General features: G+C 30.0%; 16 protein-coding genes. 13 read left to right on the top strand and 3 right to left on the bottom strand.

The window, feature by feature from the left end; translation table 4 throughout:
* Positions 1-10 precede the first annotated feature (10 nt).
* Complete coding sequence (locus FJR74_RS07360; protein WP_140914676.1) at positions 11-2,167, bottom strand: ATP-dependent Clp protease ATP-binding subunit; 2,157 nt, start codon at positions 2,165-2,167, stop codon at positions 11-13.
* A gap of 340 nt (positions 2,168-2,507) precedes the next feature.
* On the opposite strand from FJR74_RS07360, the gene FJR74_RS00950 reads away from it, so the two are divergent.
* The 11 genes from FJR74_RS00950 to FJR74_RS00900 all read left to right on the top strand — a co-directional run bounded on the left by FJR74_RS00950 (position 2,508) and on the right by FJR74_RS00900 (position 12,512).
* Positions 2,508-2,927, top strand: coding sequence for a hypothetical protein (locus tag FJR74_RS00950; protein ID WP_241859918.1), 420 nt, complete (start codon positions 2,508-2,510; stop codon positions 2,925-2,927).
* Positions 2,905-3,774 (top strand): F0F1 ATP synthase subunit A, encoded by an 870-nt coding sequence (locus FJR74_RS07355; protein ID WP_140914674.1) that lies wholly within the window; start codon positions 2,905-2,907, stop codon positions 3,772-3,774. The genes FJR74_RS00950 and FJR74_RS07355 overlap by 23 nt, the downstream gene beginning before the upstream one ends.
* A 112-nt stretch (positions 3,775-3,886) precedes the next feature.
* A complete protein-coding gene (gene atpE / locus FJR74_RS00940) occupies positions 3,887-4,090 on the top strand; it encodes an ATP synthase F0 subunit C (protein WP_371688436.1) in 204 nt (67 codons plus the stop codon).
* 1 nt (position 4,091) lies between these two features.
* A complete protein-coding gene (locus FJR74_RS00935; protein WP_140914673.1) occupies positions 4,092-4,661 on the top strand; it encodes a F0F1 ATP synthase subunit B in 570 nt (189 codons plus the stop codon).
* Positions 4,661-5,194 (top strand): F0F1 ATP synthase subunit delta, encoded by a 534-nt coding sequence (locus FJR74_RS00930; RefSeq protein WP_140914672.1) that lies wholly within the window; start codon positions 4,661-4,663, stop codon positions 5,192-5,194. The genes FJR74_RS00935 and FJR74_RS00930 overlap by 1 nt, the downstream gene beginning before the upstream one ends.
* Positions 5,195-5,220: 26 nt before the next feature.
* Positions 5,221-6,804, top strand: coding sequence for a F0F1 ATP synthase subunit alpha (gene atpA / locus FJR74_RS00925; protein WP_140914671.1), 1,584 nt, complete (start codon positions 5,221-5,223; stop codon positions 6,802-6,804).
* Complete coding sequence (gene atpG / locus FJR74_RS00920; protein WP_140914670.1) at positions 6,783-7,658, top strand: ATP synthase F1 subunit gamma; 876 nt, start codon at positions 6,783-6,785, stop codon at positions 7,656-7,658. The genes atpA and atpG overlap by 22 nt, the downstream gene beginning before the upstream one ends.
* Positions 7,659-7,669: 11 nt before the next feature.
* A complete protein-coding gene (gene atpD / locus FJR74_RS00915; protein WP_241859915.1) occupies positions 7,670-9,271 on the top strand; it encodes a F0F1 ATP synthase subunit beta in 1,602 nt (533 codons plus the stop codon).
* Between the two features lies 1 nt (position 9,272).
* Positions 9,273-9,641 (top strand): F0F1 ATP synthase subunit epsilon, encoded by a 369-nt coding sequence (locus FJR74_RS00910; RefSeq protein ID WP_140914669.1) that lies wholly within the window; start codon positions 9,273-9,275, stop codon positions 9,639-9,641.
* 66 nt (positions 9,642-9,707) lie between these two features.
* Positions 9,708-10,283: a hypothetical protein gene (locus tag FJR74_RS00905; RefSeq protein WP_140914668.1), complete on the top strand. Its 576-nt coding sequence runs from the start codon at positions 9,708-9,710 to the stop codon at positions 10,281-10,283.
* A 69-nt stretch (positions 10,284-10,352) separates the two neighbouring features.
* Complete coding sequence (locus tag FJR74_RS00900; RefSeq protein WP_140914667.1) at positions 10,353-12,512, top strand: hypothetical protein; 2,160 nt, start codon at positions 10,353-10,355, stop codon at positions 12,510-12,512.
* A gap of 38 nt (positions 12,513-12,550) precedes the next feature.
* On the opposite strand, the gene FJR74_RS07350 is transcribed toward FJR74_RS00900, so the two are convergent.
* Positions 12,551-20,686 (bottom strand): SGNH/GDSL hydrolase family protein, encoded by an 8,136-nt coding sequence (locus tag FJR74_RS07350; RefSeq protein ID WP_140914666.1) that lies wholly within the window; start codon positions 20,684-20,686, stop codon positions 12,551-12,553.
* Between the two features lie 9 nt (positions 20,687-20,695).
* Positions 20,696-22,249: a TrkH family potassium uptake protein gene (locus FJR74_RS07345; protein ID WP_140914665.1), complete on the bottom strand. Its 1,554-nt coding sequence runs from the start codon at positions 22,247-22,249 to the stop codon at positions 20,696-20,698.
* 203 nt (positions 22,250-22,452) lie between these two features.
* Here FJR74_RS07345 and FJR74_RS00885 point away from each other — a divergent pair, with 203 nt between their 5' ends.
* Both FJR74_RS00885 and FJR74_RS00880 read left to right on the top strand, forming a co-directional pair.
* Positions 22,453-23,157, top strand: a complete 705-nt coding sequence (locus FJR74_RS00885) for a potassium channel family protein (RefSeq protein WP_140914664.1) — start codon at positions 22,453-22,455, stop codon at positions 23,155-23,157.
* A 125-nt stretch (positions 23,158-23,282) separates the two neighbouring features.
* Positions 23,283-24,611 carry a C1 family peptidase gene (locus FJR74_RS00880; protein WP_140914663.1) on the top strand — a complete coding sequence of 443 codons (1,329 nt, stop codon included), beginning with the start codon at positions 23,283-23,285 and terminating at the stop codon, positions 24,609-24,611.
* Positions 24,612-24,620 lie beyond the last annotated feature (9 nt).

The raw sequence follows: 24,620 nt of genomic DNA, 5'->3' as shown, positions 1-24,620 counted from the left end.
CATTTCATTATTAATTCGAATGTTCAATTAAAATATCAATTTCGTTTTTGTCATTTATTATAACGGGAACAATATCGCCAGCTGATATTTGTCCTTCAATAATATAAATAGCCAATTTATTTTCAACATATTTTTGAATATATCTTCTGATTGGACGAGCACCAAAAGCAGGATCATATGCATTATCAGCAATAAATTTAATTACTTTAGGATCAAAATTTAACACGATGTGTTGATTTTTATCAACCCTTTTAGTTAATTTGTTCAACTCTAATTTAACAATATTTTCAACAATTGAAGGGCTTAAAGGTTGGAATGGAATGATTTCATCAATTCTGTTGATAAATTCAGGTTTAAAACTTTTTAATAATAAGTTTTTGATACCATCATCAGTTAATGATTTATTAATAATTTCAGTTGAACCAATATTAGAAGTCATAATGATAATTGTATTTCTAAAGTTTACTACACGACCATTACTATCAGTTAATGTACCATTATCTAAAATTTGCAACATCAGATTTAAAACATCAGGGTGGGCTTTTTCTAATTCATCAAATAGAACAATTGAATAAGGATTTTGTCTAACTTTTTCGGTTAATTGTCCGCCATTTTCGAATCCAACATATCCCGGAGGCGAACCAATTAATTTAGATACCGAATGTTTTTCCATATATTCAGACATGTCTAGTCTAATAATTCTATTTTCATCATCAAATAAAGCTTCAGCAAGAGCTCTTGCTAATTCAGTTTTACCAACACCAGTTGGCCCTAAAAATAGGAATGAACCAATCGGGCGGTTAGGGTCATTGATGTCTGCTTTTGATCTTTGAATGGCTTCGGCAACCAATTTAATTGCAGCATTTTGACCTTTAACTCTTTTTTCTAGTGTATTTTCTAAATGAATCAACTTATCTTTTTGAGTTTCTAACAATTTAGATACAGGGATTTTTGTTCACTTGCTTACAATGTCAGCAACTTCTTCTGCATCAACTACTTCTTTAATTAAACGGTCTTTTCTATTTTGAATTTTTTGTTCCAATTCATCACGTTTTTTAGTTAATTCAGGAACTAAAACATACATGATTTTAGAAGCTTCAACATATTTACCTTCACTTTGCAATAAAGGTAATTGTCTATTTAAATCATCTAATTGTTCTTTAACAGAAGCGAATTTTTGAATATCGTCTTTTTCTTGTTTTCATCTTTCTTCTAATTCATTTTTTTGAACTTTTAAAACTGATAATTCTTTGCCCAATTCCTCAATACGTTCGGCATTTTTTGCTTTTGATTGCTTGTCGACACTATCATTTTCCAAAGCAGCTTTTTCGATTTCTCTTTTAGCAATTTTGTGAATAATGTGTTCTAGAGGTTCTGGCAAATAATTCATTTCAGTTTTGATATTAGAAGCAGCCTCATCAATCAAATCGATTGCTTTATCTGGCAAGAAACGATCTGAAATATAACGAGCTGATAAATTAGCAGCAGCCACTAAAGCAGCATCTTCAATTTTAACTTCATGATATGCTTCAAAACGTTCTTTGATACCACGCAAAATGGTGATAGTGTCTTTTACTGAAGGTTCTGCAATAGAAACTTTTTGCATTCTTCTTTCAAGCGCAGGATCTTTTTCAATGTATTTACGATATTCATCTAATGTGGTGGCTCCAATTAAGTGCAATTGTCCCCTTGCCATCATAGGTTTTAGCATATTGGCTGCATCCATATTGCCTTCACCAGTACCACCCGCGCCGACTAACATATGAATTTCATCAACGAATAAAATAATTTCACCATTTGATTCTTCGATTTTTTTAATAATTCCTTTTAATCTTTCTTCGAATTGGCCTCTGTATTGAGTTCCCGCAACTAAGGCTGGTAAATCTAATTCGATTAATTGTTTACCTTTTAAATTTTCAGGTACTTGATTTTCAACTATTTTGCGGGCTAGGCCTTCAACAACAGCAGTTTTACCAGTCCCCGGTTCCCCAACTAAAACGGGGTTATTTTTAGTTTTACGACTTAAAATCCTTACTAGAGAACGAATTTCATCATCACGATTAATAACTGGCTCAAGTTTATTTTGAGTAGCTAGTTCTGTTAAATTACGTCCAAACTCTTTTAACGGATCTTTATTTTCTTCATTTGGTGTAAACGATGCTTGCATAATCCCTCCTTATAATTTTAAAATGAGAAGCTTTTTCAAATCTTCTAAGATAATTATAGCACTTTTTTAGCACTTTAACAAAAAGAGTGCTAATTTTTTAGATTAAGAAAAATTACAAAAAAACTGCCAGTTTTTCATGTTTTGAATGCAATAGTTAGCGATTTTTTTTCATATTTTCGATGTTATTTTTTTATAAAAAAATATATTCATATAACCCTTTTTTAAAAAAGTTCTATAATAGATAAAGGTTATTTCTTAAATAACTGGTTGAGTTAAAATGAAAGACATAATAAATAAAAAATTTTGAGTGATATTTATAACTTTGAACGTAGTGGGCGTAATGATTTACGCTTGCTTTGCGTTTTTAAAGCACTATGAACTTCTATTAGGTGACCTAGTCGGCTTAATAAGTTTTAGTATTTTTATTAGCTCATTATTATTGTTTTTCAAAATTGTTTTTGAAAAAACAAAAAAAGAAAACCTAGCTCTAAAAAAAGTTAAGGCAGGAGCCGTAATGCTTTTTTTAGTTTTTGCATTTCTAAATTTAGGCATTATTGCCTTATTTGTGTTTTTTAATTATTTGTATAAAAACTCACATCCTACTGCGAATATCGCATTAGCACCTTTTAATGTAATTACGATTATGACCCCTTATGTAATTTTGAGTTTTCAAATTATCATAACTGGTATCGCTAATTACATAATTGAGAAAAAATCACAAAAAAGAAAGGGGGAAAATGGACAGATTATTCAAAATTAACTGGTTTGGTGGTCCAACTGAACCTGGCGAAAAAAACTTTTTAAATGACAACCATATTTTTAGTTTGATAATGCTTTTAGTTCTTTCTTTAATCATTTCTATACTAATATATGTTGCCGTCAAAAGACAACGTGCTGATAAAGCCCCTAATGCCGCAATTATAATCGTTGAGGCTTGCATCACTGTTGGAGATAATTTTTCATCCGAAACACATGAAAGACGCTTCGATAAAATGAACCCATATTTTATTAGCTTATTCGTCTTTTTCTTATTCGGTAATTTAATCTCATTATTTGGCTTAGCGCCAATAGGTTCGAGTTTAGCAGTAATTTTTGCCGCGACTGCTGTGACATGATTTGGAACAATTGGAATTGGAATAGCTTATAACAAAATAAAATATGTTTTAAAATTAGTTAACCCATTAGAAATTGCTTCTAACTTCTCTCCACTAATCAGTTTGACATTCCGTATGTACGGTAATATTATCGGTGGTGTTGTTCTTATCACATTGTTTGGATTATTCTTAGATAATATCTGAGCGAAAATGATTGGTGCAACAATGACATCAGCCGCCGGTCAAATTAACCCATTAGGAGTGTTATTAATTCCAGCCTTAAATATGTATTTCGACTTATTTGATGATGCCATCCAAGCTTTCGTCTTTATGATTCTGACGATGTCATATTGGTTCCAGGCATCGGAAGTCGAAGTAAAAGAAAAACATAAAGAAAAAATCCGTGAATGAAAAAAACAAGTAATCAAAAATAAACAACAAAATAACCAAAGTGACCCCGCCCCTTCAAACGAGGCAAGTGATGCTGCAAGTGCAACATCAGTCGCTGCATAATTTAAAAAGGAGATAAATCATGATTGACAAATTAAATACTATTATTAACGCTTTTAACGAAACAAAAGCAGGTGCAAAAGATGGAAACTTCCCTCTAGCTTACGGTTTAACTATGCTAGGTGCCGGTATTGCCGTTGCAGGATCTGGTTTCGTTTCAATCGGTCAAGGTATTGCCGTTGCCAAAGCTTGTGAAGCTGTTGGTAGAAACCCTGAAACTTTATCAAAAGTTCGTACACTATTATTACTTGGTTTAGCTATTGTTGAAACTGCATCTATTTACTGTTTAGTTGTTTCTCTACTATTAATTTTCGTTTAATATGATTGCAAACTTAGAAGCAGTTGTTAATGCTTCATCCACACCAGATGCTGGTAAAGTAATTGAACAAGAATTAAACAAAGCATTTAGTGGATTAACATTTAACTGACCTTATTTCGTTGTTTCTTTAATAACACTTGCATTTTTGACCATCATAATAACTTTCTTGGTTTACAAGCCAATTAAAAAGATGATTAAAAATCGTCAAGAATTTATTCAAAGTAATATCGATGCATCAATTCAAGCAAAAGAAGATGCTTTAAAAGTTCGTGAAGAAAATGATAAAAAAATCATTGATGCCACAACTCAGGCCGCAACTATTATTAACAACGCTCGAGCTGAAAGCGAAAGAATTGTTAATAGTGGTCAATCAATGGCTAAGAAAAAAGCCGAAATGATGCTTGAACAAGCCCAAATCTTAATTAATAAGAAACAAGCAGAGTTCCAAAAAACTCAAAAGAAAATAATTATGGAAAATGCAGTTGAACTTGCTAAAAAAATTATCGGTCGTGAAATTAAAAACGAAGATAATATCAAGATGATTGACGAAGCTATGAAAGCTAAAGAATAATGGCTGATTTAGGTCAATTAATTTATAACTGAGCGTTCGCCATTTATGATGCGGCGCGTGACAGCAATAAACTTAATGATATAACTAATGAAGCAGCTGATATTGTTAGAGCATTAAAGGTAAATAAAGAATATTTAAATGTTTTAAATTCATATGATATTGAAAATAAAGTTAAATATGAATTCATTGACCAAGCATTTGGTTCATATAATCCTTTAATTGTTAATGCAATAAAATTAGCTTCAAAACAACACACCGTCAAATACATCACAATGATTCTTAACAAGTTCGTTGAATTATCAAATGAAAAGTTAAATATCAAATATGGAACTATTTTTACAACTAGTCCAATTTCAAGTCAAGAAATTAAAAAATTCGAAGACAAATTATCTTCAGATTTACATGCTGAAGTTCACTTAGTAAACCAAATTATGCCCGACTTAATTGCCGGAGTCAGAATTAAGGTAGAAGATTATTTAATTGATAACTCAATTGAAGGTCAATTAAATAAAATTAAAAAATCAATTAATTAAGTATAAGAAAATGAAAGGAGTAAATAATGTCATTAAAACCAACAGATTTATCGGCAATTATTAAAGCCCAAATCAAAAACTTTACTGAGTCTGTTTCGTGTGAAGAAGTTGGTAGAGTTATCACCGTTGGTGACGGTATTGCGCTTGTTAGTGGTTTAACTAATGTCGAATATGGTGAATTAGTTAAATTTGAATGCGGTATTATCGGTATGGCCTTAAACCTAGAAGAAGACTTAGTCGGAATCGTTGTTATGGGTGATGATAGAAATATCGTTGAAGATAGTACTGTTACAAGAACAAGAGAAGTTATTTCAGCGCCTGTAGGTGATAAATTACTAGGTCGTGTAGTTAACGCTCTATCAGAACCTATCGACGGTAAAGGACCTATTGATTATGAAGTTACTAGACCTATTTTTAAAATTGCGCCTGGAGTTATGACTCGTCAAGAAGTTACCGAACCTTTACAAACCGGTTTATTAGCAGTTGATGCTATGATTCCAATCGGTAAAGGACAACGTGAATTGATTATCGGTGACCGTCAAACTGGAAAAACTGCGATTGCTATAGATGCTATTCTTAACCAAAAAGGTAAAAACGTTTACTGTATTTATGTTGCTATCGGTCAAAAGAATTCAACTGTTACTCAAATCGTTGACCAACTTGACAAAAACGATGCTTTAAAATACACAACAGTTATCGTCGCTTCAGCTTCAGAAAGCGCGCCTTTACAATACATTGCTCCATACACAGGGGTAACAATTGGTGAAGAATGAATGTCAAAAGGTAAGGATGTTTTAATTGTTTACGATGACTTATCAAAACATGCTGTTGCTTACCGTACATTATCATTATTACTAAGAAGACCACCTGGACGTGAAGCTTACCCTGGAGACGTATTCTACTTACACTCACAACTATTAGAACGTGCTGCTAAGTTAAATGCCGAAAACGGTGGAGGGTCAATCACAGCTTTACCAATCATCGAAACCCAAGCCGAAGATATTTCAGCATATATTCCAACCAACGTAATTTCTATTACCGATGGTCAAATATTTACTAAAGAAGCATTATTTAACTCAGGACAAAGACCTGCTATTGACATTGGTTATTCAGTTAGCCGGGTAGGTTCAGCCGCTCAAACAAAATTAATGAAAAAAGTTGTATCAAGTTTAAAACTAGAATTGGCTCAATATAATGAAATGTTAGCTTTTGCTCAATTCGGTTCGGACCTTGACCAAGCAACAAGAATCGTTCTGGACCACGGGGCTAAAGTATACCAATTACTAAAACAATCACAATACAGCCCTTACTCGCCTATACAACAAATCATTATTTTGTTCTGTATTAAATATCGTTTAATCAACATTATCCCTGTTGAAAGTATGAATCAATACAAACACGACATTTTAACTTACTTTAGCACTGATACAGATGCAATCAAAGTGACCAGAGCTTTAGCCGAAGCAACCGATTGAAGTAACGAATTAATTGAAATGCTTTACGACCAAGTAATGAAATTCGAACAAAATTTCATTAAAACAATTCCACTATATAATCCTGAACAATATATTCCTGTACCAGAATTACCATGGAAAGCTTACAAAAAATAAAGCACAGAATTAATTCTGTTAATTCAACTAAAAAAATTACCAAAGCTATGGAATTAGTCGCAACCGCTAAGTTTGCTAAAATCAAAAATAAATTTAATGATGTTGATGTTTATTATCAAAACGTTCAAAAATTGTTTATTAATTTAATTAAAAATTCAAATCAAGATATTGATAAGCTATTAAATGAACACTCATGAAACTTCAGCACAAAAAGAAATTTATATATTGTTTTTGGAAGCGACTTGGGGCTTTGCGGAGCATATAACTCTGAAATGTATAAAACAATTAAAAGAACCATTACAGACGAAGATATTCTTATCGTAATCGGTTCGAAATTATTAAGCTTAGTGAATAAAGATGGCACTATGCATGTTATTCAAACATTAACACAAATAGGTGATAATCCATCTTATGATATAGCCCAAATAATTTCGCAAAAAATTTATGACGTTTTACAAATTTCATTATTAAAATCTGTCAAACTAATTTATACACATTATGTAAATCCAATTAAAGCTGACCCAGTTGTTAAAGAAATATTCCCTATTTCGCTTGACACCATTCAAGAAATGGAAGGTCAACAATCAAAAGATGATGCCATGGATCCAGATTCATTCGAACCTAATCCAGATGTCATCTTACAAAATTCATTCACCATTTTCTTTGAAGCCTCAATTTATAATGCATTAACTAATGCTAAATTATCTGAGATGAGCCAAAGAAGAACAGCTATGGAACAAGCTAGTGACAACGCCGAAGATCTAATTGAAGAACTAAAAATCGAATACAATAGCTCACGTCAAGCTAAAATTACTCAAGAAATTACCGAAATTGTTAACGGTTCCAGCTCATAGAAAGGAAGACCATGGACAATAAAAATTCAACTCCAGCAACTGAAGAACAACTAAGTAAAAAAACTAAATCTTCAGCCGCTAAAAAAACTGCTAAAAAAGAAGAAGTTAGCACAGAATATTACGAACAAAAACGCTCACGTAAACCTGAAGAAGAAATTTTGGAATCGGGTAAAGAAATTGAAACCACTACACCAAACTATGGTGTTATAACACAAATTTTAGGAGCCGTTATTGACGTTAGATTTGAAGAAGGCAGAGCACCTAAAATCTTAAACGCACTTAGAGTAATTGACGGTAGTGAGAAAAATAACAAATTATTAGGCGAACAAATTCTTGAAGTTGCTCAGCACATTGGTAATGACACCGTTAGAACAATTGCTATGAACTTAACAATTGGTCTAAAACGTGGCATGAAAGTTGTTGACTTAAATTCACCAATTACCACTCCAGTTGGTAAAAATGTGCTTTCAAGAATGTTTAATGTTCTAGGAGAACCAATCGATCTTAAAGGTGGACATTTCGAAAAAAGAATGCCTATTCATAGGGCGGCGCCAAGCTATGAAGAACAAAAATCAACAATGGAAGTTTTTGAAACTGGTATCAAAGTTATCGACTTATTGATTCCTTACATCAAAGGTGGTAAGATCGGTCTATTTGGTGGAGCCGGTGTTGGTAAAACTGTTTTAATACAAGAATTAATTAATAACATTGCAAAACAACATGGTGGTTTATCAGTATTCGCCGGTGTTGGTGAACGTACTCGTGAAGGAAATGACTTATACCACGAAATGGAAGCCAGTGGTGTTCTTGATAAAACCGCTTTAGTTTTCGGTCAAATGAATGAACCTCCTGGAGCACGTATGAGAGCGCCTTTCACCGCTCTAACAATGGCTGAATATTTTAGAGATCAAATGGGACAAGACGTTCTATTATTCATCGATAATATTTTTAGATTTACTCAAGCTGGTTCTGAAGTTTCGGCCCTATTGGGACGTATGCCATCAGCCGTTGGATACCAACCTACATTAGCTGTTGAAATGGGACAATTGCAAGAAAGAATTACTTCAACAAATAAAGGGTCAATTACTTCCGTACAAGCAGTTTATGTTCCCGCCGATGACTTAACTGACCCAGCCCCTGCTACAACATTCACTCACCTTGATGCTAAAACTGTTCTTGACCGTGATATTGCCGCTTTAGGTATTTATCCTGCCATCGACCCATTAGGTTCTAATTCAAGAATGATGGATCCAAATATTATTGGCTTAGAACACTATAATACCGCTAGGGAAGTACAAAATATTTTACAAAGATTCAAAGAACTACAAGATATTATCGCAATCTTAGGTATGCATGAGCTTAGTGAAGAAGATAAAAAAGTTGTTGCAAGAGCAAGAAGAATCAGAAACTTCTTATCACAACCATTTTTCGTTGCTGAAAAATTCTCTGGTATTCCAGGACAATACATTAATTTAGCTGACACAATTAGATCATTTAAAGAAATCTTAAGTGGTAAATACGATGATTTACCCGAAGAAGCTTTCTTATATGTAGGTACTATAGACGACGTTGTTGAAAAAGCTAAAAAATTAGGTGTAGTATTACCTGCTTAATATGGCTTTAACAAAAATCCAAGTTGTTATTAGTACCCCTTTGGGTGTTTACTTTGATGATATGGCCGATATTTGCACATTTAGAACAACTGAAGGCCAAATTGGTTTAATGGCTGGTGGACCACAATTCATGGCAGCATTAGTACCATCGGAAATTTACATCAATAGCACAAACTCGCCAGATCTTAAAAAGTTTTATATCGATAAAGGTATTGTGCAATTTAAAGATAATGTCCTTTCATTAATTGTCAATGAAATCGATACTCAACCGATCGATCTTACCCACAATTTTGTGCAACAAGATCAAAAGAAATACACAATTATTGAAGAAATTGTACTTAAGAAAAAGCTTGCAGAAAATAATAAATAAGTCAGGATTTCCTGATTTATTTTTTTATTTTTATAAAATAGCTATAAAAAATTATATTATTTAAGCATGGAAACAAGAAATAAAGTAAAAAAGATAGTTTTATCAGTAGCATCGCCATTAGTATCAATTGCTGCATTTGCACCGATTGTTGTATCATGTGAAAAAAACGATAGCGAAGATAATGATTCAGTTGTTTTAACCAGCGAAAACAGCTCGGTATTACAACTTAAAAGGGTTTTACACAAAGAAATAATAAAGGCCGATATTAAAATGTTAAATTTTAAAATCGATGAAGCTTCTATAAGAATTATCCAAGAAAGTATGCCGAAAATTATGAAGCTATTTGAAAATGACAAGGCAACCGCGCAAGAGTTAAAAACCTCAATTATAGCTTTCAAACAAACCATCAAACAAGCTACTGAAAGTCATAATAAATTTTTATTAGCTTGAGATGAGCTATACAATGCAATCAGTATTTTACAAGGTAAAATGGCTTTAATCGACCCTGCGCAAGAAGACTTATATTCAGAAGCAGTAAGAGTGGTAAACCAAACTCAAGAAACTTTCAAAAACATGCCAACAATTCAATCTCTGCAAAAACAAACAGCAATTGTCAAAAAGTTTATTGGAAAAATTAATTAGCGAATCTTCGCTAATTTTTTTGTATAGTATAATTTATGTATACAAAAAATACAAAAAAGGAAATAAAAAATGAAAAATAAAATAAAGAAAAACAAGATTTTGTTGCTAGGTTTCGCTGTGTTTGCTGTGTCAGCTGCCCCTTTTGCAACTTTAGCTTGTGTAAAAGAAAAACCAAAATCTATTGAAAATCCTGAGGATCACACTGAAAATAAAGGCGATGGCACTGCTATTCCTTCAGATGAAAATCAAAAACAAAATGATTCAAACAAACAAGATAATTCATCACCTACTCCTAATACACAAGGCAGCACGGTAAATTCAGAAGCTTTTTCTAAAGAAGAATTGAACAAAGTTGCTAAAGCCTTAGAATTTTCATACCAAGGAAAAGAAAATACTGATATTCTAAGCATCGATAAGCAAAACATAAGTAGTAATGTTGATACAAACAAATACGCTATTGAAAACTTATCAGTAACGCCAAATAAAAAACTTAATAACCTAAACGTTTCATATCAACTTAAATATAAAGATGAAGCACACAAAGATTTAATTTCAGATGTACAAAACACCATTATTACAGAATTTGCAATTACCCAAAATTACTTAAATCAATTATTAAATTCCGAAAGCTCAGTATTCAGCTTGTTTGATTCTACTTACCCTGAAGGGGGAGCGGAAACCGTTAAAACACTTGATGCTAAATATTTAGAAGACGGAACAATTGATGTAAGAATTGAAAATAACGAATTATTTATTCCTGAAGAATCGGATTTTAATGTTGATTTTACCTACGATAGTAATCAAGAAGAAAATACCAAATTCAATGGTAACGTAGTTTTATCAGTAAGATTAGTTTATAAAAACATAAATACTGAAAACAAATCTATTACGTTTAATGATGCTATTCAACCCGGTGTCACATTAGATATTTTAAAAGAGTTAAAAGGTTTAAGTTTTGATTATACAAATAAAGAAAATACAAATATTATAAGTTTTGAAGAGGAAAGAGAATTAACAAGTGAACAATTAGAAAATTTAGTTGCCAAATTTAATGAAGTCAATGGTGGCATAGAGGGAGCGAAAATATTTTTACCTGCTCATGAAATAAGTATACAAAAGGCAACTGTTTATACAATTAATTACGATACAAACAGTGTTGAATTCAAAATTAAATTGCAATCAAATAACCAAAATAACCACTTGGATGAAGAATTATATTTAACCATTTGGGGCTTCCAAGGAATAACTAAAGCAGACGATACTAAGGTGAAAGATTTTGTAAATAAGCTAACATTTGGCGATATTTATTTTGTTAGTGAAATTAAAGCAGACAATGAAAAATCATACGATTTATACATCTCTGAAAGTGGAAATATCAATGATAAAACACCTTATTTAGATAGCTCGGTTTTATTTAAAAACGGAATAACAGAATTCAATAAAGAACATCTATATACTGTTACTTTCGATGAAGAAAATAATGATTTGGTTGCAAATATGACATTGAACGGAAAAGAATATGTAATCAAGACACATATCACCCGTTCAGGACCTAATTTAGATGAATTTGTAAATGAAATCGGAAAAGAAATTAAGGGCGACAAATCAGAAATTTCGGCCGCTACTCTTTCGAACAATAACATTGAGCTAAAAGTTAAATTTAACAATCCATTGCCTTCAACTCCATTCATCACTTTTAAAACTATTTATGCCCCTAAGGCAAATCTAGAATTAAATAAAATCGGAAAAGCTGAATTAGTATATGTCTTTTTCAATGAAACAACAAGAAATAAATATGAAAAAACAATATTATTTGAAGGCTTGAAACCGGTTGTCGTTTCGAATTCTTCAATAGCCGAAAAAGCTAGGGCAAATGAATTAGCTAGTGGTTCTTTATCAGCACAAACAGCAGCTTCAATTCGAGCAGCATTGGAAAAAACAGGTGATAAAGAGGATGAATATTCTGGAAGAATTGAATTTGATGGCAAACATAATAAACTTTTATATGGTAATTCTAAAAAAACTGCAAAAAATGAATTTACAGGAATTACTTTTGACAATGAATTTATTGAAGCGGTTAAACTAAAACAAATATTGCCCGCCGGAAAAACTAAATATTTAAGATTTCTTAAAATTAAAGACGGTGATACTTCAATCAAAATTCCTTTTAAATTAAAAAATGATCAAAATAACGAAATATTCTACGTTGTTATGAATATCGCTCAATAAAAAAGTCGAACCCATAACGGTTCGGCCTTTTTTTAATATTAAAATTCATCAACAGGAACTTTATCTAAACCACTTCATGAACTAACTGATTTTACATTGTTTAAATTCATGAATTTAGCATAACCACCTTCTTTTAAGGTTCGCAAAATATATTCGCGTTTGGTTATAGTATTTGGTTGCCCATCTTCGGTGACCTTATATTTGAAATTACTTAATCATAAATCTTTTTCGCTATCATTATAACCACTCGTAACGATTAGATAAATAATCGATGCTGGGGTATAATTTGCTTCATTATAATAAGTTCAACGGCTTCTATCCGAAATTAAATAGTTAGTAAATTGACGACGTATATCATCTTCTTTGAAATAGTATGCCATACCAGAGAATTTAGAAGAAACACCAGGAATTGCTTTGATATTAGTACCTTCTTGTAATTCTCATAAAATTGCTCTGGTTCCAGAATATAAGCTGACACTAGTATTATATCACTTACCAGGTTCACGGTTTTTTTCCAACGTTTCACGTCCGAACATCTCAAATAACGCTCAATCAATTGCAACATTAAAGCGATATACAGCTTTTCATGCTTCGCTTTGTGATCTAAGTTTAAAACTAGGATTTTTAGCATTAGGGTCGGCATAATATGCCTCTGATAAAATTTTATAAATTGTATTCATTAATGCTAAATAATCAACTGAAGGCGTGATGTTATCTGGATCGTCATTATTATTTGAATTTTTATTTGAATTAAATAATGAAGATATTGCGCTTCCCACCATATCATTCAATGTTTTCATATTTGAACGAGTTTTTGGATCTTTTGCCATATTAATATTTCTTAATCCATTGAATACAACCGAATCTTCAAAATTACTCTTTCCAAATAAGATATTAATTAATTTTACAAGTTTTGTACCGTTAATTATCTTGTCACTACCAATAAATTGAGCAATTAAAGTAACGTCGTTCATTGAGAAACCGCTCTTAATTTTTTCAATAGCATCTTGCAACCATTTTGTTGCGTTTTGAATGTCAAATGATTCCGCATATTTTGCAACTCAGGTAATTGAACGATTCAATACTTTTCTTGAGAAATATTCAGTTTTGACAATTTCTGGCAATAATTCTTGAATTAAACTTATTAAAAATTCTTTGTCATCTTCAGTTGCTTCATCAAGTTTTAAATATTTCATGATATCGCCAACTACAGCTCCAACGATTTCTTTGTCTTTTGAAGCGGATAAAATGAAGTTAGTAATATTTGTTTTTAAGTTATCTTTAATTTTTAAAATTATTTTACTAATTAAATCACCTAAATTTGTAGATTTTATTTTTTCGCCAGCAAAAAAGTCGTTTACTAAAGAGGAAATTAATTTTTTTACTTCAGGATAATCAATAAATTTAGTTGCGATTCACTCAATTCTTTCCTTAGGCAAGATATTTTGATCAATTCTTGCTCAGTCAATTTTTAGAACTTGGTCTTTTACAACACGATAAATAAAGTTTATTAATGCTTCTTTACCATTAGCGTTATCTTGTTTAATTGAACCATTTAAAGCTTGCAATGCATTATAAATTAATTTCTCTAAATTTGCAAGGAATATTTTTCTATTTTCTTCTTGCGAAGCTAAGTTGTCATTATTCGTTTCGCCAGAATTCGATTCGGAATTTTCATTTCCACCCGATGAAACCTCTTCGTTTGAAGATGTTTTTTTAGTAATCTTAGGAATATTATTAGATAAATAATTATATAAAGCCATCAATTCAGACTCTAAAATAACTGAATCAATATTTTTATCTAATATTGTTGCCAATAGGTCTGAAATATTTTCTGTTGTTAAATATTGATAATATTCAACTTTTTTCAAAGCTTCAATAATTTGTTTAGATACATTAATAGAATCAAATTTTCCTTCAGAGTTAAGAATATCTATTTCAGGCAGTGTATCTAATAATGTATCTATTATTGCAGAAACAACATTAAAATCGCCAATTTTCATAGCTACCCTTGTTAATAAGTTAACTATATTTTCTTGTTCAATATTTGTTGTCGATAAACCGAAGTGTTGATTAATAATATCGATTGCAAAATTAATAGCTTCTTTAACAAGTTTCTCATTTGAAAATAAAGTATTTAATGTATCATGAGCAAACTTCTTAATACTTTCTTTATTGTTAATAATTAAGTATTTCAAAAGTGAATTCATATCATTAATTTCATTTAATTTTTCCGATGTTAAATTTATTAAAGAATTTGCCAAGGAATTTATTATATTTGAAGCCGATTCATTATCGAATAGTGTTGAAGTAAGTAGTTCTACTACTCCATCAGCAAATTCAATTGAATTAGGATTTTGTTTTAAGATAAGAGGTTTAATGTATTTAGCCAAAGCACTTGTTACAAAGGCACGTACTTTTTTGTCAGATTTAATTCAATTAATTGCATTCGGTAAGGAATCTTTGATTTTTTCGCGTTCTTGGTCATTCAAAATACTCAAACCAGCCTTAAATAAATTGAAAAACACATTGATATTGACAGTAATATTTCCAGAAAAAACAATAACATTTGATGGTTTTGAAACCTCTGAAGAATTACTTGAAGGTTCATTAATATTATTTTCGTCTGGAATAATATTTGAAAATAAATTAATGTTATTTAATAAAACGGTTACTAAACTAGTAATCTCTGTTCCACTTAAACTTTTAACGTAATTCAATATGTTGTCATAATTCAAAGTATTAATAACTTCAACTATATTTATCAATCCATCAAAATTATATTGTTTGTAGTCAAAACCATGTTTAGCAATATTATTTGATAATGATATTAAAGAATTATTAATTACTTGGTCTAATAAGTTAAATGTAGGTAAGGCAGTAATTAAATTATTAATTGTTGTCTTCAGTGCAGCTTTTGAATCTTCATCTCATTGAACATCGACCAAATCTTGTTCCATTAAATCAACCAAGAAATTAGCTATATAACTTTTGACTTGTTCACCTTTAGTTCCGTTTAAATAAACATTAAATAACTCATTAACTTTTTGATTTAATAATGGTATATTGTTTTTAATGAATTTTGATATTCAATCTGCGATGCTAATAATATTTTCTGTTGTTTTTTCAGAAAATAGATTTGCAACCAATTCGCGTATAAGTGGAAGTAAAAAATCATCATATCTTTCGTCTATAAATTCAGATGTGTAATTAATAATATTTTCTAAATCTTTTTTAGTAACTGAATTAAAGCGGCTTTCGCTAACTTTAATTGATTTTACATAATTTATTATTAACTGTTTTGCATTAAATTTATCAATTAAAAAATCAACGAATGATGTTTTATCCATCAATATTTTAGCGATTTGAATTGCTTGGACATTATTATAAGCATGCTCGCCATTTGGTTGTTTTACTAAAAGAAAATCTTGAATATCTTTTATTAATGTGGCATTTGATAAATCAAAGTAACCTTTAACAATATTTAATACTTCATTTCCCAATTCATTGAAGGTAATATTATCTTTAAGATTTGCTAATTCGCTGACTAATTTATTAATTAATTTTTTATATAAATCAGTGTAAGGCGCATTTTTTAATACTACAGTAATATAGGCACTTAATTTTTGACTTTCTTGTGGAGCCAATTGTGTTTTGGCTTCAATACCTAAATATGAAATTAATACTTTGGCAATTTCATTTGCGATAGTTTCATTGGTTAATAAATTTTTAATTAAATCAGAAACTAAGATATTGCCTTTATTTGCTTCTAAACGTTTTAAGATGTTCGAAGCAAAACCTGATCAATCGTTAGATTCATATAAACTAAAGTTATCAACAATTAAAGTCATAGTTTGACTTAAATCATCTAAAACTCCGTCGTTAATTACCTCATTTGCGACTACTTTTAATAGACGGTTTATATATGAAGCAACCTTATCATCTCCGGCTTCATTTTTTGTTACATCGTTAATAATTGCTTCGTTTAATTTGCTAATTGGTTCTTTGATTAATGAGGCAATAAATTTCAATAATTTTTCATTAGATTTTGCGCTCTTAATTACCTGAATAATTTGCAATAGAATTGTTTTTCTTTGTTCAACATTTAATTTATTTCATACTGTTTTTATTGCATTTTTCCAGTCAACTGATGCAAGCAATGATTGATTTTCTGCACTTGGATTTGTATTGCTATTATCAACATTATTTACTGCTTCGGCTGAAGTGGCATTCTTTTCCGAAGGCACTATTAAATCAATTAAAGTATTTGCATTATATAAAACAGTAACGATTAAAGAAAAAGTTTCATCGGAACTTAAATTTGATAGTAAGTTGTTAATGTTTTCATTATTGACTAATAATTTTAGATTTTCATTTAAATTCAATAATGAAACAATGTCAAGTTTTTTAAAGTTAAAACCATTATTAGCAATGTATTGACTTAGATTTTCAATAAAGCTATTTGCAACCGCATCAATAACTTTGCTTTCTTTAGTCAAGGCAATAACCTTACCTAGCGCAGTTGTAATATTTCGTTTATTACCATCTTCAACGCTGAAATTATTAACTTTTTGTTGCAATATTTCAAATAAAATGTTTGAAATATTTTTCATATTACTTTCATTATTAATAATCAAATCATCTAGTACTTGATTAATAATCGAAACTAAAGAAGTTTTGTTTATTTTAAGTGCTTTGCTTGCTAATTCTTCAAAATTGTTTGCATGAAGAACATCTTCATTATTAAGTGTGTTTGATAAGATTATTTTAATATTTGTAACTATTAATGTATCTCACTTTTGGTCAACATATTGAATTAAAGCAGTTTTTAATGCATCGAAATTATTGCTAATAACATTGTTTGGATCACTGATATTAAAATTACTTACATTTAATTTATTAATTTCATCAATAACAATTTTCTTTAAATCTATTTTTGAAAAAATGAAATCAACTAATTTTTCTTTTCCTAAGATTGCTTTAAGCGCCTTAATTAATGTTGAAAACTGAATGGTTGAATCATTAGATGTATTTTTAGCTAAAGCGACGTCAAGAATTTGGTTTAGTAATGCCTTGTTGTTTTCAAAATTGAAAAATGCTTTAACGGATTTGGTTATATATTCTAATAATTTTGGAAAATCATTAATTTCAGATTCATTAATATTTTCAAAAGAATTCATCAATGAATCTTTGAAGTTTTTGTATAAAGTGGTTTTAGGTAAGTTTATAATCACTGCTTGTAAATAATTTGCAATATTGATTTGGTCTTCTTCAGTAATTTCGGCACCAGTTTCTTTGTTTAATAAACCAGTGGCTATTTTAGTTGCGTCTAAAATTAATGAGCTTTTTGAAGCTAATTGATTTGATAGTGAACCAACAACTGCAAATATTCCATTTGTATTTGAATTTTTAATAAAACTCAAGACGAAATTAAAGACTGAATCAAACTTGTAATTTGACCCGTTATTAATTATGTCGTGTAAGACATTTTTAATTTTGTCCAATAGTTCTGGACTTTGAAGTGAACTAGATAGTTGCGTTACGATGTTTGACACAAATTTGTTGACATCGCCTTCGCCAATATAGTCAGTTAAATTTTTATCTTTTATCAAATTAATTGCTGGTTGAGTAATCACATAATTTGACATTTGATTTAGTATTTGACTTAATAAACTATTTTTAGCAAAAATAGTATCCACTAGATAATCTGAAGCTGTAATGATTATGTTTTTAGCAGTCGCATTTAATTCATTATTTGGGTTGGTGACAATATTTTTAAATAATCTTAATAAGTTATTACGCTTTTCTTCATTAATTAATGAACTGATGTTTTCGGAATTTAAAATATTTTCATATTTAGCATAATATTTTGCAAATATTATTTTTGCGTTATTAAATTTAACTAAGTCAGCATTTTTAGGTTCAAATGATAGTAAAGAGAATAATAAGTGATTATCTTTTGTATCTGAATAATTATCAAAAACAATATTATTAATTAGTTTCGTTACAAATTGTTTTAAATCTAATAAATTATTTCCATTAGCTTTTGTATCAATTACTGTTTTTAAAGATATCTCAATAAAATCAGTTAGGTATTTTAGATCATCAATATTGCTAATTAAAGTTTTAATGTAATAGGTGATATCATCTCTGTATTCGACAGGAATTGCATAAACTTCCATAATTGCATCGACTGTGAAAGTACTTAATTTATTTAAAATCTCTGCATTAGATTGGATTCATGAGATCCCATCACGAATAACTGCTTGTACTTCAGTTTTTGCATTGTTTAAAATCTTAGCTAAGAACTGTGATTTTTCACCTTTTGCAAAATATTCTTTTGGATTATCAACAATTAAATTACCGATTTTTTCAAATAATGCTTGTAATGAAACTGATATTTTTTTATCGCTAAATAATGACTCTAAAGTAGTAGCCGCCTCAATACCTAATAAGTTTCTATGTTGTTTTAGACCAATGATGTCAGTAACAAATGGTTTGATGATATTTTTAATTGGTTGTTTAAACGATTCATCATTAAATAATTCGCTATTAGCAAGTTCGGCCATGAAATTATATATTGTGTCAGAGTTTAGGAATTTATCACTAATAACGTTTAAAACATCTTTAGCTTCTAAAACGCCATATGATTTTTCGGCAATCAATTTATTAATTTCATAGTTTGCTTGGTTTAATGAAATATTGATTGTTTTTGTATCTAAAATAGTGTTAACTAATCTAACAAATAAAGCATAATTTTCTGGTGTTTTTAATTTTTCTTCTAAAAGTAAAATAGAGTTTGCGAAATCTTCAATGTTTAAATTCAAATTGTTTAAAAACACATTGAAATATTTAATAGCATCCTCAATTGACAATAACTTACCATCGTTGAAATAAGATTTAAAAGTTCCGGTGTAATCAATGTTAAAGGCATTTCGATCTTGTGATTCTTTTAGGCTAGCATTTTCAGCAATACTTTCGAATTGATAGCTCTTATCAAAACTATCAACATTATCTCCACTCAATCCTAAAATGAGTGATTTAATGGCAGTTCCTTTAGTTTCAAAAATCAATGATCTCCGGTATGCATCATTGTCACTATCTTTATCGTATTTTTGAATAATTTTTTGATATTCATCAATTGGAAGTGCCATTTTCATGAACATATCTTGCGCTAATTTTTTATAACCATTATCTGATGGAAAAACATCAAGTAAATCAATTGAAAATTTATTTGGGTTAGCAAAAATATATTCTTCATTATTGAAACCAAAATAGTTAACTTTATTAGCTTTAGCAACGTTTTTAATACTGTTATTTAAGGCCGTTACAGCTTCAGCAATATAGTCGCGGTTTACTTGGTTTTTTAAGATCGCGCTTAAGCGTAAAAATGGGCTAGTATATCCCACAAGGTTAATATTTATATTAGGATTGATTTCTCTAATTTTTTTAACTAACAAATCATATTTAATCGAAATTTTTTCGATTTGCTTTTGCATCGTTTCAATTCAGGTTGCAAATGATTTTTCAAGCGATGCAACTTCATTATTTTCTTTTATGATTTCTAATACAATATCAAGTAATTTGCCGTTATTGAAAAAGTCATTGAAACCTAAAGAAATTGTCATTAAATTGGCCTTTGTGATTTTATCAATTATCTTATCAAAAGCTGTACTGTCAAATGCCGCAAATTGCTTATTAAAACGATCTGAATTATTTAATTTCATCATGTTTTGGTTATAAGCAACATTTATTTTCATTTCGTTAGTTAGTGGATATTTATTAGAATCTAAAATGTGTAATCATTGCTCAATTGTTGACCCGGAAATACCGTAGTTTTCATATGATTTTAAAGTAGTTTTAGGGTCATTTAATAAATTAATTGCATTAGCTAAATAAGAAGCATAAGAAATACCTAAAATGTTTTGATTACTACTGTCATAATAATTTTCAAAAAAGTTGTTATTGCTGTGGTTATTTCCCGCTGCATAATCGTCGCCAATGGCGATGTAGTTAACCCCTGATGAAATTGCTTTTTGAAATCCATCATCATTTGTAGTATCATCTTCGGTATTAACTTTTTTACAAGATATCGAAGTAGCGGCCATTCCAAAAATCGATGCCGCTGTTGCCATTATTGCTAAAGTTTTCTTTAATTTATTTGATTTTTTCATATTAATCTCCTATCCTATCGAAACATCTTCATAAATGTATTGATAGTTTTCAGGTGCTGATTTTGTTCTTCCCCAAATCTTAATTGATTGTGGAATACCAAATTGTCCAGTAATCATCACAAAGATAATCATTAATTTTCCAAAAATAGTTAAATTATTCGTTACACCGGTGCTCAATCCAGAGTTACCGAATGCCGAACATACTTCAAATCCAACATATGTCATTGGGAAGGCATTACCATTTGCTTCACGTGCGATTTCAGGCATATCTGCATAAATAGCAATAGTTGCAAATATTACTAATAATAAAGCAATTATGAATACGTTGATTGCTTTAATAAGAGTTTCTTTACCAATTTGACGTCTGAAAGCATTAATATGTTTTTTGCCGCTAACCATAGTAACAACACTTAGGAAAATGACTGCGATTGTGGTATTACGAATACCTCCAGCAGTTGAAACTGGTGAGAATCCAATAAACATTAAAATACCATGTAACACAATTGTCGGTTGAGTAAAGTTAAAGTAATTTACTGTTGAAAAACCAGCCGATCTTGTTGATTTTGTTTGGAAATATATTGCAAATAATTTATCTCACGTACTTCCGTATTCCGCTTGGTTTCAAAAGCTTTGTGGAGATTTCGCCGTCACTTCAAATGCAATGGTCATAATTAAAGCAATTAAAGTTGTTGCAATATAAGTGATAATAGTAAATTTAGTAAACAAAGTAAAACGATGCATTTTATTTGTTTTATAAAAACTCTTCATTTTTAATCAAATATCATAAATTACCGGGAAACCAATTCCACCAATTAAGAATATGATAATGGTTAGAATTTGGAAACCAAAATCTTTGTAATATGGTTGTAGGCTTTTCGAACTAATAATGTCGAAACCCGCATTGTTAATTGAACTAATAGCGTGGAAAACTCCATATTTAATTGATAAATTTATATTTTGATATGGATTATATTTTTCAGCTACATATGGGTTGAATTTTCAGGCCTCTTCATTCGCATTTGCTTTAACGTTATTAAAATATTCGCTTGGGTTGTAATAAAAAATTAATGTAAAAATAACTGATGCGATAATTGTGACTACAATTAAAAAACTAATCGAAACCTTAATCATTTTTTTAGTTTCTGAAACAGTTTTTCCACCACGTTCAGTTTGAGAGACTTGGCTTGAGAAAATGTTTGTTCTTAAACCTAAGATTGATTGGAATAAATAAACCTTAATCGTAAAAATGCCTATTCCACCAACCACAATACAAATAGCAATCAATGCCTGTCCCAGCTCGTTAAATACATCGCCGATGACGACAGTCGATAGCCCAGTATCACTAAAAGCCGATGTCGCAATGAATAGTGCATCTAAATACTTAATTTGATGTTTTGCTCCAGTTTCCGAATCTGTTGCATGTGAGATATTTCAAAATAGAAGCAATGACATCAAAATGGTAAATAAGACATAAATTAAGAAAATATATCTAATAGTACCGAGTTTTTTTAAGAATCTAAAAATAATATTAGGTCCTTTAATACGTCTATTTTCCTTTTTCATAGTTAAAAATTATACAGCATTTCGAAAAAAATATTATTTTATAATATATGGCACATATTTTTAGACATTTAAGGCAATTTTTTGACAATTTTTTTTACTAATTTAGTTATATTTTTTTATTATTTATTTGCTTTATTATTTACTTTTTAATGAAAATGGTAAGATTTTTATAATAAAATCACAAAGTTTATAAAGAGGTTTACATGAAATTATTTAAAAAAGTTCGTGAAATTTGTATTATCGGTATGGGGCGTTTTGGAACAGCGATTGCCAAAACCTTATTAGAAGATCGCGAAAATAATATTCGGCTTGTTTTGATAGACGAAGAAGAAAAACATCTATCACCTTTCAAAGATGAAGTCGACATGATCTACGTGGCCGATTGTGCTGAACAAAAAACATTAGAAGCAATGAATTTAAAAGATTTTGACGTTGTTATTGTTAGTGCATCAAACAACATTGAAATTGTGGCAGCATTAGCCGAAATCGGAGTTAAATCAATTATTGCAAGAGCAACGTCAAATCGTCATGCTCAAGTTTTAAAACAAATTGGTGTTAATTTAATCGTATCTCCAGAAGAAGAAGCTGGTAAAAAAACTGCTATGATTGTGGCTAATCCAACTCTTACCTTATATTCAGAAAACATGGTTGAATTGCAAGATGGTTTCGTTAGTGCTTCAATTACAATTACTAACCCAGATATGATTGGCAAAAAAATTAGTGAATTAGGTTTCAGAAACAAATATAACGTTTCAATTATGATGATTAAACGCGACCATAAATCATACATTCCCGAAGGGGATTTTGAAATTGAAGATAAAGACTTATTGACATTTATTGGTAAATTAGAAAACATTACTGAAGTATTTGAACTTTGTGCAAGAAACGATAAAAAGGGCAAAAAATAATATAAAATCAACATTTAATAATCTCGGCAAACGTAAATATTGTCGAGATTTTATTTCGCTATTTTTTGTCATAACAAAAATTAATTTTTAAAAATGATAAAATATAGAAATTAGAAGGAGAGAATATGAAAAATATCGATGAAAATTTAATCAAAAAAATGGAAGAAAAATATGCCGAAAATCCTGTTAACCGTGTAATTGAAAACGCAATTTTTAAAAACGGTATTAAACAAACTTCAATCAACAATGAAGTTGTTAAAAAACATAACTTTGTCTTCTCATTAGAAACAAAAAATGGTAATATTACTGACCAAAAAAGAAGTGGAAGATGTTGAATTTTTGCAGCTCTTAACTCAGTTAGAGTTAAATTAATGCAAGAATTAAACATGGATTCATTAGAATTATCACAAAACTACCTACACTTTTATGACAAATTAGAAAAAGCAAACTACTATTTAACATGAATGATGGAAAATGGTTTAGAAATGGATAATGAAGATCGTTTATTCAGAGCATTAAACCAAGACCCTGTTCAAGATGGTGGATACTGAGAATTTTTCGTTAACCTAATTGAAAAATACGGTGTTTGTCCAAAAGATGCAATGAACGAATCATTCCACAGTGAATCAACAGCTGATATGGTTACTCAAATTAACTGAAGATTGAAAGCGTATACTGCAAAAATGAGAAAACTATTTGCCGAAACACATGACTTATCAGAAGTTGAAAAACTAAGATTAGATGCTTTAAATGATGTTTATAACATTTTAGTAAAATCATTAGGAAGACCTCCTAAATCATTCACATATGAATATACTGACAAAGATAAAAAATTTGTTAGATTAGATGAAATGACCCCAATGGAATTTTATAAAAAATACGTAGGTTCATTCTTAGAAGACAAAATTGACTTAGTATCTGACCCGCGTGAAATCTTCCCATACAACCAACTATTAGTTGCTCCATTATTAAACAACGTTGTTGGCGGTAAACCTTTAACTATGTTGAACGTTTCGATCGAAGATTTAAAAGAAGCTATGATTAAACAAATGCAAGCCGGCGAAACTGTATGATTCGGATGCGACGTTTCAACATATTCATCATACGATGGTGTTATGGATCCAGGGCTATATGATTTTGATTTAACATTAACCAAAACTCCTGATTTTAGCAAAAAAGAAAAATTTGAATCAAGAGCTTCCGTTATCAGCCACGCTATGAACATGGTAGGGGTAAATCTTGACAAAAATGATAAACCTTTAATGTGAAAAGTAGAAAACAGCTGAGGCGATAAAAACGGTAAAAAGGGATTTTTCTCAATGAGCGATGAATGATTCACTGAATACAATTATATGGCAATTGTTGACAAGAAATTCTTATCAAAAGAAGCTCAAGAAGCTTTAAATAAAACAGCTATTGAAATTCCTATTTTCGACCCTCTTTGTGAAGAATAATTTTCGAAA

Source organism: Metamycoplasma neophronis, from assembly GCF_006491995.1.
Classification (GTDB): domain Bacteria; phylum Bacillota_I; class Bacilli_A; order Mycoplasmatales; family Metamycoplasmataceae; genus Metamycoplasma; species Metamycoplasma neophronis.
Note: the sequence above shows the minus strand (reverse complement) of the source record. Positions and strands in the feature narration are given on the sequence as shown.